Below are 13,009 nucleotides of genomic sequence, written 5' to 3' on the forward strand. Positions count from 1 at the left end.
TTATGAAATTTGCCTACTCTGTTAAACAAAAAATGAAGATATCGGTTTTGTTGTTCTGCATTATGGCTTGTACATTGCTGATCCGTTTTTTGGAAGATAAAAGCGTAAAGAGTATGAATGAGTCATTCGTATCGATGTATAATGATAGATTAATTCCAGCAACATATTTGTTTTATGTAGCAGAAAATGCTTTTCTAAAGAAATCTTTATTTGAAAGGGCTTTGTATGGAGCTGAACAAGCATTTGATCCTGCAGAACTTAGACGAGAATTGAAAAGACGGAACACTTCAATGGATTCATTAATCAATAAGTATGAGAAAACTTTTCTGGTTAAGCAGGAGAAAGATCAGCTTCATGAGTTGAAAAAAGCTATAATTGCAACCGTTGAAGTTGAAAATAAAATACTTATGGTTGCGGCGGAACAAGGGATGGAGCCGGCCAGGATACTTTATAATAATGAAAGAGCCAGAACATCAATCGAAACGATTAAGAAATTATCGGGTTTAATGAATATTCAAAAACAAGTAGGAGAAGAGCTGATTAAGGATTCTGCATTTATGGTGTCAGGTAGCAAGTTATATTCTGGATTACAAGTGGCTTTGGCGATTGTTATTGGTATTTTAATAGTTGGAATTGTTTTTACTTCTAATGTCGTAAAAATCAGTAACGATAAGTTTAATCTGAACTAGTTTAAAGGAAGTGAAACTGTAAATGTTGTTCCCTCATTTTCCTTGCTTTGCAGGGTTAGTGTCCCTTTATGTTGCTCAATGATTTGTCTGGAAATATGAAGCCCAAGGCCGACTGATTTTTCTCCTCTAAGTCCAGGTCTGCCAGCTTTTGAGAATTGATCAAACAGAAGCGCTTGCAGGTCTAAGGGAATACCAATTCCGAAATCTGTAATCTTAATCATACAGGAATCATCTAATTTTAAGACATCTATATTGATTGGGCTTCCTGATTTTGAGAACTTCAGACCGTTTACAATCAAGTTGTCCATCACTCTTGTTAATTTTGAAGTATCTACAGCTGCTATAAGTTCTTGGTTGGATGAATTAAAAACAATTTGACGTTCATTTTTTAGGTTCTTTTGCCAGTTATAGCAAATGTTGTTCATGAATGTAATGATGTTGGTTGTCTGCAACCGAAAAGGAGCTTTGTCGTGTTGTGCAATTTCTAACAAATCATCAATAATACTTTTTGCTTGTCGTGTTGAGCTTAATATAAGCTGCATTTCTGTATTGTCACTTTCTTTTTGCTCTTCTAATACAATTCTTGTCAATGCTTCAATATTATTAAGCGGGTTTCTAAGGTCATGTGCTACAAAGCCAAGGATTTCACTTTTCTGATGGTTCAGTAATTGTACTTCCAGGTTTTTTTCTTCCAGCTGTTTTACTTTTACAAATTGTTCCGCCCTAAAGTAGTAGCTGTATCGGGAGCAGGCATACATGAAAAATGAAAGAACTCCAGACATAATGATATTGAGGAGCTTTTGCAAACTACTAATATCAGGAACCATCATGACTACCATAAATAGAAGAACTATATAGATGGAAATGACCACAATGTGTTTAAGTTCAAGTGCAAAGAAGATACTTACAGCCAATACGCCTGTAAGAAATATAGTAAGTGTGTTTTTCGGGTTAAATTGAGAGAACAGGTAACTAACTGTGAAGGAAGTTGACAACAGAAATAAGCAGAACAACAGAACAATTGAGTTTCTCATACTAGTGCTCCAATTTTCGCGTTTTAAAGCATAACTACTTAGAACAATAAATGTAGATGAACCACAAATCTGAATAAAGTTCAGAATATTATAGCTATTCAGATTTGGCATTGATACTAGTTCGTCACTATAAAAAATGCTGGTCATACGTACTCCCATAGCTATAACGAGTAAAACGGCTGCAAGAATGGCTACCTGCTTAATGTTAATATAGCTGTAAGTATTCCTAAATTCATTAGTATACTTATCCGGGATTTTATATCTAAATAAATGGAACACCTTTTTATTTTGGAAGTAAAAATAATGAATGGAAACGAAATTGTATGATTATTATATTATTTTTGCTGAAAGTAGTAAATATGAGCCCTATTGCAGCTATTGAATTTAATTACGCCTTTCTTATTAAGCTCTTAAAATTCGGCATTGTAGGTTTCGCTGGGTTAATTGTAGACTTTACTGTCACCTATATCTGTAAGGAGAAATTAAAGATTCACAAGTATGTTTCCAGTTCTCTTGGTTTCACTATTGCTACTGCAACCAATTATAGATTGAATCGTTTCTGGACATTCGATAGCCATGATGAGGCAACAATGACCCAGTTTGGAAAGTACTTTATGATTTGTCTGGTAGGGCTGGTTTTAAGTAATATCTTGATATATATTCTGAATGACAAACTGAAATGGAATTTTTACTTTGCTAAGGCATGTGCAATTGTTATTGTATCATTGTGGAACTTTTTTGCAAATTATCTATATACATTTACCAATTAAATCCTGTTATTAATGTTGGAAACAAGAAAAAAAGCGGAGCAAACCTTGTTTGTTTTTTTAGGACTATGGACATTAATCAACATTATTCAGGCAATTTTTGTAGAAGTACATGCCGATGAGGCCTATTATTGGGTATATTCACGTTTCTTAGATTGGGGTTATTTTGATCATCCTCCTATGGTGGCCTTATTTATCAAAATTGGAGACACGATATTTCCTTCTACTTTGGGGTTAAGATTAACTACAGTTATTACAAGCACATTATCTGTTTACCTTTTATGGAAAATAGTAAGCAGGTATGCGCATAATGTGAAGCTGTTTGTATTGCTGTTTTTATCTGTTGTATTGTTCCATGTTTATGGATTTATTACTACTCCAGATGCACCTTTGTTCTTTTTTACGGTATTGTTTTTATACATCTATCAGCGTTATGTCGAGGTCGATAAGTTTAAATGGGCATTTTTACTGGCTCTGGTTATAGCTGGTATGCTGTACAGTAAATATCATGGAATATTGATATTGTTCTTTACCATTTTTTCTAACTTTAAATTATTAAAAAGATCAACTTTTTGGCTTGTAGTAGTCATCTCTATTATTGCCTTTATTCCACATATCTGGTGGCAGATTCAAAATAGTTATCCTTCATTTTATTATCACGTAATAGACCGTTCATCAGCATATTATAAGTTTAGTTTTACTACTGAATATATTATTGCACAGTTGGCACTGGCTGGACCGCTTGTCGGTTGGTACATGTATAAAACTGCGGTTTCGCTGAAACCAGAAGATGCTTTTATCCGTGCTGTGAAATTTAATTTTGCAGGTATTTTCATATTCTTTTTGATCAGTACCTTAAAAGGAAGGGTTGAGGCGCACTGGACATTGCCAGCGATGATTTGTTTACTGATTCTTGCTTATGTGGCTATATCCAGGTATACTGTTCCTAAATGGTTTGAAAGGCTGGCTATAATGAATATCTTTCTTATAATTCTTGTCAGATTGATCCTGGTTTTTCCTATTGAAGCTTTGAAGAAAGTTAAAATTGTGGATTATTATTTTGGAAATAAGGATTGGGCAAAAAGTATACAGGAGAAAGCTGGTGATGCACCTGTGATATTTAGCAATAGTTTTCAGATTCCTTCAAGGTACAATTTTTATACCCATAGTACTAAAGGTTTTGGTTATGATTCCAGGTATTACAGAAAGAATCAATATGATATATGGCCATTAGAAGATAGTTTAAGGAACAAAAGAGCTTACTTTATTACACATCCGGATGCGGGATTTGAACAATTGGATACGATTCAGACTAGCAAAGGTGTTTATTATGGAACCTGGCTGGATCAGGTTAGAATGTATCAAAAGGTTTCTGTGAATCCAGTAGTGGTGCCGGAAGAAGTGAGTGCTGGTCAGGTTTTAGAATTGGTTCTGAAGATTTATAATCCTTATGATGAAACAATTTCATTGGGTAATGCTGGTCAGAAGTGGAAGTGTTATCTGGAATATGGTTTTAAGCTTGGCCCTGATTTAGGTGAGTTTAAAGCTGTAAGTGCTGACATAGAAAATGTGGTTATCGGTTCTAAACAATCTGTAATTATTAAAGCTTCAGTTCAGGTGCCTGTAGAAGAGGGGAAGTACAAAATGATTTTCTCTTTGAGGACGGATCCGTTTGGAGGGGCGAGGAATAGTAATATGATCGCTATTAAAGTTAAAAAATAACCATTCTCCTCTAATGCTGGCATCTTTTGCTGAAGGGCAAAAGCGCCTGAGGCCTTTTCGGAGAAGGTGATTTTTTTGTCAAGCAGGGTGTATAATAGCAGGGTGTTTTATGCTGTTTCAGTAATTTATGAGGTCGCGATAAAATCCTGGAAAATGATTATATTCAATTATGATTTGATTTTTTATACCTAAAAACAGAATATTTATGTCGCAATAGCCCCTTAATTTGTCTGAATTACACCTTTACGATTTAATGGTTACGAATTATCTTTGATTATATAACGAATGATTATGAAATGTAAACCTTGTGTTATTGCACTTCTGTTTATAATGGTAGGTACAATTAGTAAGTCTCAGGATAGGGACAACCTAAGTTACACGTTCAGTTTAGCAGAAGCGATAGATTATTCATTGAAACATCAAACAGCTGTATTAAATTCAACTATAGATGAAGAAATAGCCAGAAATACAGTGAAACAAACTGTGGGTATCGGATTGCCGCAAGTTTCAGCATCATACAGTTTCCAGGACTTTTTGAAGCTGCCCACAACTTTATTACCTGGCGAATTTTCAAATCCTCCTTCAAGTACACCTATACCAGTTAAGTTTGGTACAAAATACAATTCTACAGCTGGGATAGAGTTGAATCAGCTAATATTTGACGGTAGCTATATAGTCGGTTTACAGGCTTCCAAAACTTATAAGGAGCTGTCTGTAAGGAATAGTAAACGGACCAGGATAGAAACTGCAGTTGCTGTAACTAAGGCTTACTATGGGGCATTGGTAAATGGAGAACAGCTTTCTTTAATTGATGCGAATCTGAGCCAGCTTACTAAATCCCTGAATGATACTGAAGCTATGTTTAAAAATGGTTTTGTAGAGAAGATTGATGTTGATAGGTTACAGGTACTGAAGAACAATCTGGAAACAGAACGAGAAAATGTAATCCGTTTGTTGCAGATGAATATTGATATGCTCAAATTTCAGATGGGTATGCCTGTTCAGGCTAGTCTTAAATTAACTGATAAGATCAGTGATGTGAGAGCGGAGCCTGTTCCTGTAATGGGGACGGATACAACTGCTTATAAGGGCAGGATCGAGTATTCACTGTTAGAGACTCAGAAAAAATTAAATGAATTGGATTTAAAAAGACAGAAAAGCTTGTTTTTACCAACATTAAGAGGTTTTGCCAGTGCCTCAAAGAACTTTCAGTCGGACGAATTTGCTAAACATTTTGATCAGAGTTTTCCTACTTCTGTAATTGGACTTACGCTTTCCTGGAATTTGATTAGTGGTGGTCAACGCATTTACCAGGTTCGCAATGCGAAGCTAGAGGTTATGAAAACTGAGAATGAACTGTTCAATGCTAAGAATGGGATTACTAATGAAATTTCTGTTGCTCAGAAAGTATATATCAATAGCCTGCGCTCAGTTGAAAATCAACAGCGAAACCTGACACTTTCACAAGAAATACTTAGGGTTACCCGTATTAAATATGAGCAGGGGGTTGGTTCAAGTTTAGAAGTAACCAATGCTGAAACCGCAGTTAAAGAAGCGCAAAACCATTACATCACTGCTTTGTACGATTTACTGATCAGTAAAGTTGATTTGGAAAAGGCGGCGGGAAGAATTAATTATTAACCTCAAAAAATAGTTTTAACGATGAAAACATCATTATATACCCTGGCATTAGCACTTATCTTATCTTCCTGCTCAGAAAAGCCGAAGGATAAAAAAGGCGAATTGGAGAAGCTTAAAAAGGAACGCACTGTACTTGATGGAAAAATAGAAAAACTGGAAGCTGATTTGGGACAGAAAAAAGCTCAGACTGAGTCTAAAGATGTTGTTGTATCTGAACTTTCTGAAACACATTTCAGGAATTATGTAGAGGTACAGGGTAAGGTTGATGCGGAAGATAATGTAGAGATCATGCCTGAATCTCCGGGAACAGTGACTGGTATTTTTGTAAAAGTTGGACAACACGTAAATAAAGGACAAGTGTTGGCACAGTTGGATGATAAAGTGTTGAAGCAGAGCGTTGCTCAGATGCAAACTCAACTTGATCTGGCTACTACTGTATTTAATCGTCAGAAAAATCTCTGGGACCAGAAAATAGGTACAGAAGTTCAGTTTCTTACGGCAAAAAGTCAGAAGGAAGGGCTGGAAAAGCAGTTGGCAGGATTGAAATCGCAGGCTGCTATGAATAAGATTAAAAGCCCGGTTTCGGGCACAGTAGATGCGATGGAATTAAAATTAGGTGCTTCTGTTGCTCCTGGCTCACATACAGGTATTAGGGTGGTGAATGCAAATAATCTTAAGGTTAAAGCATTGGTGTCTGAAAACTATGGAGGCAAGGTGAACCAGGGGGATGATGTGGAAGTTTCTCTACCAGATGTACCTGAGACTTTACAGGCAAAGATTTCATTTGCTGCCAAAGTAATTGACCCGGTATCAAGAGGGTTCAATGTTGAAGTGAAATTGCCCTCAGGTAAAAGATATCGTCCGAATATGTTAGCCGTATTGAAGATTGTAGATTATAGAAATGATAAGGCATTGGTAGTTCCTGTTAATGCTATTCAGAAATCTGAATCAAGTGAGTATGTTTTTATTGCAATGAACGGAAAGGCTAAAAAAGTAGATATAAAAACTGGAAAAGTATCTGATGGTAAAGCAGAAGTGCTTTCTGGTTTGAAAACTGGTGATAAGGTAATTGTAACAGGATTTCAGGATGTAAACGATGGAGACTCAGTTAAATTATAAAGGATTATTCATAAAAAGATATGAAGGATATTAATAAAGAGTTTCGAGCGTCTAGCTGGGCGATTGATAACAGGACTGCTATTTATGTGTTTACATGTTTACTCATGATTGCGGGCTATTTCTCGTACCAGAGTCTTCCTAAAGAGAATTTTCCTGAAGTAGTCATTCCGAAGATTTTTGTTCAGACAATTTATCCTGGAACATCTCCGGCAAATATGGAGAATTTGGTTACCAAGCAGCTTGAAAAGGAAATCAGGGGTACTTTGGGTTTAAAAAAAGTGACCTCCAGTTCATTTCAAGACTTCTCTTTCATTACTGCTGAATTTAATACCGGGGTAGATATTAAAGATGCTAAACAACGGATAAAGGATGCTGTTGATAAAGCTAAAACGGATCTGCCATCTGATTTGCCTGATGATCCGGTGATTATGGATATTAACCTTTCAGATTTGCCAATTATGTATATCAATATTTCAGGTGATTATGATCTGAAAAAGCTGAAGGAATATGCCGATGATATTGAGGATAAGGTAGAAGGATTAAAGGAAATTGCAGGGGTAGATATTGTAGGGGCATTGGAACCGGAAATACAGATTAATGTTGATTTACGTAAAATGGAATCCGCTCAGCTTTCATTTACAGATGTTGAAAATGCTGTAAAGTATGAAAATCTTACCATCTCCGGTGGGTCTGTGAAAATGGATGGGATGCTACGTACCTTAAACATTAAAAAGGAATTTAAAGATGCGCAAGAGATTGGCAATATGATTGTTAAAACACCTACTGGTGGCTCTGTATATCTGAAAGATATTGCTGAAGTAAAGGACTCTTTTAAAGAGCAAAACAGTTATGCCCGTCTTTATGGCAAAAATGTAATCACCCTAAATGTACGTAAACGAAGTGGGGAGAATCTGATTGAAGCATCAGATAAGATCAATGCTATGTTGAAGGAAATGAAAGGAACAGTATTGCCTTATAAACTTGATATAACCATTACCGGCGACCAAAGTGATCAGACTCGTATAACACTACATGATTTGATCAATACTATTATTATTGGTTTTATCCTGGTGACTTTGATTCTGATGTTTTTCATGGGGGTAACGAATGCCTTGTTTGTGGCCTTGTCTGTACCACTCTCCATGTTTATTGCCTTCCTTTCCATGCCTGTTTTAGGTGGGATATTCGATTTCAATTTCACCATGAATATGATGGTGCTGTTCTCCTTTTTATTAGGCTTGGGTATTGTGGTGGATGATGCAATTGTGGTAGTGGAAAATACGCATCGTATTTTTGATAATGGAAGGGTACCTATTGTTCAAGCTGCTAAAACTGCTACAGGTGAGGTTTTTTTACCGGTATTATCGGGTACATTGACGACCCTCGCACCATTTTTTCCACTATTGTTCTGGCCGGGGATCATCGGCGAGTTCATGTATTTCCTGCCGGTTACGTTGATTGTAACCCTTTCAGCTTCTTTGATTGTAGCTTATATCATCAATCCTGTTTTTGCAGTCGATTTTATGAAACCTCATGATGATCATGAAAATGACAAGCCTACTTTTAATAAGGCTGTTAAACGTACTCTGCTAGTGTTTGTTATTGTGGCGTTGTTGGGGTACCTTATTAATTTTGGAATTGGGAACTTTGTTGTATTGATGGCTCTGCTTTATTTGTTGAATCATTTTGTATTAACCAGGGTGATTAAGAAATTCCAGACCGTAATATGGCCCAAGGCAATTAATGGTTATCACAACTTAATCGTTTGGGCTTTAAAACGTCCGAGAACAATGATATGGAGTACAGTAGGCTTATTTTTTCTCACTTTATTCCTAATTAGTGTAGTTCCACCAAGGGTTGTATTTTTTCCTACTGCAGATCCTAATTTTGTTTATGTTTATATCGAATTACCTGTAGGTACCGACCAGGCTTACACAAGTAAAGTGGTGGAAAAGATTGAGGCAAAAGTTATTAAAGTAGTTGGTCGGAATAATCCTGATGTATCTTCTGTAATTTCAAATGTGACAGTAGGCGTAACTGATCCACAAGGGGAAGATCAGGGAGAATATACCAATAAGGGGAAGGTTACAGTTGCTTTTGTACCTTTCGGTAAACGAACTGGAGAGGCTACTACAGGCTATCTTACTAAAATCCGTGAGGCTGTAAAGGGGATTCCGGGTGCAGAAATTAGTGTAGCACAGGAACAAGGTGGTCCACCTACTGCGAAGCCAATCAGTATTGAAATCACAGGTGATAATCTGGATTCTATTGCGTTAACTTCAGATCGCTTGAAAAAGTATTTGGATAATAAACAAATTGCTGGTGTTGAAGAGCTTAAATCTGATTTTCAAAATAATAAACCTGAAATTATTTTTGATATAAACAGGGAAAGAGCAAATAGAGAGGGAATTTCAACAGGTCAGATTGGTGGTGCTTTGCGTACCGCGCTTTTTGGTAAGGAGGTGTCAAAATTCAGGGATGAGAATGATGATTATGAAATTAATGTACGTGCTCAGGAGGACCAGCGAAATAATCTGGAAGCATTGAGAAATATGAAGATCACTTATAGGGATATGGCTATGAATGGTATCATCAGGCAGGTGCCAATCTCTTCATTTGCTGATATTGATTATGTGAATACTTATGGAGGAATTAAGCGTAAGCAACAGAAAAGGATTATTATTCTATCTTCTAATGTGTTATCGGAGTATAATGCAAATGAGGTTGTAGCAAATATTCAATCTGAAATAAATGAATTTAAAGCACCCGATGGGGTGGAGATTAAGATGGCTGGTGAACAGGAGGAGCAATTGGAAACTGCCGCGTTTTTAGGGACGGCTTTAGTTAGTGCTTTGTTTATCATTCTGATTATCCTTGTTTTACAATTTAACTCGATTACTAAGCCAATCGTGATTTTAAGTGAAATCTTGTTTAGTATTATTGGGGTATTGCTTGGTGTAACCATTTTTAGAATGGAGCTGTCTATTGTTATGACTGGATTGGGAATTGTTGCGCTGGCTGGAATTGTTGTTCGTAACGGGATTCTATTGGTTGAGTTTGCTGATCTGATGGTGAGTCAGGGTATGGAGGTTAGAGAAGCTGTGATTGAGGCAGGGCGTACCAGGATGACTCCTGTGTTATTAACAGCAACAGCTACTATGCTTGGTCTAATTCCACTTGCGGTAGGATTGAATATTGATTTTGTGACGATGTTTACAGAGTTTCATCCACACCTTTATTTTGGTGGTGATAATGTGGCTTTCTGGGGACCTTTGTCGTGGACAATTATTTTTGGATTAAGCTTTGCAACTTTCTTGACGCTGGTGTTGGTGCCGTGTATGTATTTAGTGGCGGATATTAATTCAAAAAAGATTAAAAACCTGTTAAAAGGGAAAAAATAACCATTCTCTTCTAGGACTGGAATCTTTGCCTGAAAAAGGCAAAGTTCCTATGTCCTTTCAGAGAAGGTGATTTTTTTGTCAAGCAGGGTGTATAATAGCAGGATGCATAAGTAGCATGGGTTTAAGTAGCAGGGCTTATAATAGCAGGACGTTTAAAGGACTTGTATTTCTGTGGCTTTGACTTCTTGTATCAGTTGATCGATTTGATTTTTAGTGATGTTGGGCATGCAGATGATATGCGACCAGCCACCTTCAGCAGCAAGTTGCCATTTCTGTCTGATTTTTACATCCGGTTCAGGGAAGTTTACGGTTATGGCATTGTTATTACGCCATGCGGGAATACCGATTTCTTTGAGTTTTTCTTCAGCGTAAGCGGCGGTTTCCAGGCAATGTTGAGCACGTTTTTTTAAGCCAGCTATACCTAGTTTTTTGATGGTATACCATAGGAAGAGTGGGCTGTGTCCATTTCTAGAACCTGAAATGGTCGTGTCCATGCTACCAATGTAAGCTACAGAACGGGCTATGCGGTCGCGGTTTGATTTTTTAGCTACAACTACGCCGCAGGGCATGGGTGATCCTATGAATTTATGACCGCTTATGGCAATGCTATCAGCGCCATCAGCAAAATCGAATGCTGGTCGGGGTTCAATTAAAGCACTATAGCTACCCGATAAGGCACCGTCTGCATGAATGTAATAATGCTTGATGGCCAGTTTTTTTAGAATGAGCTTGATTTTACTGATGTCGTCACGTGCTTCAGTCATGGTGGTGCCTATATTAGCCATAATGATAACGGGCATGTGACGGTTCATTCGTATTGTGTTTTCCAGATCTTCGTAATCAATTTCTCCGTTGTCCTGGGTACTAATTACAATGTTGGACATATTCAACAAGTGCAGATTCTTTTGTACACTGTAGTGTGTAGCCTCTGAATAATAAACCATTCCCTTTGGATGCAACTCTCTGGCAAGGTATAAACCATAAAGGTTTCCTTCAGAACCACCATTGGTTACATAACCCCACCAATCATCTGTTTGTGCTCTGAAAAGCTCGGCAAAGAATTGCACAACCTCTTTTTCTAATTCACGAGAACCAACTGCATAAGTGGATGGAACAAATGGATCACCAAGGTTATTCATAGGATATTCAAGGAAAGGAGTCAATTCTGAATAGTCGAAATCTTTGGATACAGGATATCCCATGAAATGTCCGGTATTCAATTTTACTTCTTCCAGTAATTTTTCCAATGTTTGGTTTTCGCCTGATGATAAGGAGTTTATGCTCATTTTTCTTTATGTAAGTTAGTTTTGTTTAAGTCGCAAATTTACATACAAAAGAATAATATGTTATTTATGTTTTTATAATTAGAATATTATTCTGTATTTTGATTCTATTTAAAATTATGAACTGAATTGATGCCTGGAATTTTCTACTAGCATTAATGAAATTTTGTGCATTAACAAACAATCAAGATTTACTTTTACATTTGCAGCCTAAATAAAAAGGGGGACGTAATGAACGGGCATCTGGAAAACATACAAAAATCAATTATCCCGCTAAGGGAACAAATCATTAATCATAAAGTATATGCAGTAATTGAAGACCTAAAGGATTTACGAATCTTTATGGAATATCATGTATATGCGGTGTGGGACTTTATGTCTTTGTTAAAATCTTTACAGATCAATCTAACCTCTACAAATGTACCATGGTTTCCTGTAGGTTCTGGAAGTACACGTGCATTGATCAATGAAATTGTTGCTGGTGAAGAATCAGATATTGACGCAAATGGAGTTCAAAAAAGTCATTATGAGATGTACCTGGATGCCATGGAACAATGCGGTGCAAATATTAACGACATCACTCAATTTATTGAAACATTAAAAGCAACAGGTAATTTTGAGGAGGCATATGCCACTGCTAATACCCCATTAGAGGCCAGGGAATTTGTAAATTATACCTTTGAAATAATTAACAGCGGAGCAGCACATTTACAAGCCAGCACTTTTACATTTGGACGCGAGGATTTAATTCCAAATATGTTTCTGACTATCGTGAATGACCTGAATAGAAAATTTCCTGATCAGATTTCTCTCTTTAAATACTATTTAGACCGTCATATTGAAGTAGATGGCGATCATCACAGTCACCTGGCCCTGGCTATGACCTCAGAGCTTTGTGCTGAGAATGAATCTTATTGGAAAGCTGCGGAAGCCGCTACCATTACTGCCCTTCAAAAGAGGATTGAGTTATGGGATGGCGCTTATCAAAAGATCTGTGCTGCGAAATTAAGCTAAGGTTAATTCAACTATCTAGTAATCTGTACTAAAGTAATGATGGTAATATACTACCACGCAGTATTATATCATCTTATAATTTAATTAAGTCTTGCAACTATTATAAGCAAAACTTTAGGGATGCTGCAATGATAATACTGTCTTTCAGTATTTGACTGCTGACCTGGGTTTTGACCAGGAATTTTGGTTGCTCAGAGGGGACATAGGATTAATTTTTTTCTTCCTTCAAAAAGAAAAAACTTATTCCAGTCCCCGACGAGTCTGCCTAAATTCCCTTTTTAACATATTTTAACATTATATTTCACCATTTGCTGCTGCGAAAAAAATAAGTTTGTCTAA

At 36.7% G+C, this 13,009-nt stretch carries 9 protein-coding genes; 7 read left to right on the top strand and 2 right to left on the bottom strand.

What is annotated here, in order from left to right; all coding sequences use genetic code 11:
* The first annotated feature begins 2 nt into the window (after positions 1–2).
* Complete coding sequence (locus ABDJ41_RS11895; protein ID WP_349786232.1) at positions 3–689, top strand: MCP four helix bundle domain-containing protein; 687 nt, start codon at positions 3–5, stop codon at positions 687–689.
* On the opposite strand, the gene ABDJ41_RS11900 is transcribed toward ABDJ41_RS11895, so the two are convergent.
* Positions 686–2,002, bottom strand: a complete 1,317-nt coding sequence (locus ABDJ41_RS11900; protein WP_349786233.1) for an ATP-binding protein — start codon at positions 2,000–2,002, stop codon at positions 686–688. The two genes, ABDJ41_RS11895 and ABDJ41_RS11900, sit on opposite strands and share 4 nt — an antisense overlap.
* 44 nt (positions 2,003–2,046) lie before the next feature.
* Between ABDJ41_RS11900 and ABDJ41_RS11905 the strand changes: the two genes are divergently transcribed.
* The 5 genes from ABDJ41_RS11905 (at position 2,047) to ABDJ41_RS11925 (ending at position 10,373) form a co-directional block, all read left to right on the top strand.
* A complete protein-coding gene (locus tag ABDJ41_RS11905; protein ID WP_349786234.1) occupies positions 2,047–2,493 on the top strand; it encodes a GtrA family protein in 447 nt (148 codons plus the stop codon).
* A 12-nt stretch (positions 2,494–2,505) separates the two neighbouring features.
* Positions 2,506–4,212, top strand: a complete 1,707-nt coding sequence (locus ABDJ41_RS11910; RefSeq protein ID WP_349786235.1) for an ArnT family glycosyltransferase — start codon at positions 2,506–2,508, stop codon at positions 4,210–4,212.
* A 291-nt stretch (positions 4,213–4,503) separates the two neighbouring features.
* Complete coding sequence (locus ABDJ41_RS11915) at positions 4,504–5,853, top strand: TolC family protein (protein WP_349786236.1); 1,350 nt, start codon at positions 4,504–4,506, stop codon at positions 5,851–5,853.
* Positions 5,854–5,874: 21 nt separating this feature from the next.
* On the top strand, positions 5,875–6,972 hold the full coding sequence (locus ABDJ41_RS11920) for an efflux RND transporter periplasmic adaptor subunit (RefSeq protein WP_349786237.1): 1,098 nt from the start codon (positions 5,875–5,877) through the stop codon (positions 6,970–6,972).
* A 20-nt stretch (positions 6,973–6,992) separates the two neighbouring features.
* A complete protein-coding gene (locus ABDJ41_RS11925; protein ID WP_349786238.1) occupies positions 6,993–10,373 on the top strand; it encodes an efflux RND transporter permease subunit in 3,381 nt (1,126 codons plus the stop codon).
* Between the two features lie 152 nt (positions 10,374–10,525).
* On the opposite strand, the gene ABDJ41_RS11930 is transcribed toward ABDJ41_RS11925, so the two are convergent.
* A complete protein-coding gene (locus ABDJ41_RS11930; protein ID WP_349786239.1) occupies positions 10,526–11,659 on the bottom strand; it encodes a histidine decarboxylase in 1,134 nt (377 codons plus the stop codon).
* Positions 11,660–11,887: 228 nt separating this feature from the next.
* Between ABDJ41_RS11930 and ABDJ41_RS11935 the strand changes: the two genes are divergently transcribed.
* Entirely contained in the window at positions 11,888–12,670 is a 783-nt protein-coding gene (locus ABDJ41_RS11935; RefSeq protein ID WP_349786241.1) for a DUF3050 domain-containing protein, read from the top strand.
* Positions 12,671–13,009: the final 339 nt, after the last annotated feature.

The sequence above is a fragment of the Pedobacter sp. ASV1-7 genome, from assembly GCF_040203335.1.
Lineage (GTDB): Bacteria > Bacteroidota > Bacteroidia > Sphingobacteriales > Sphingobacteriaceae > Pedobacter.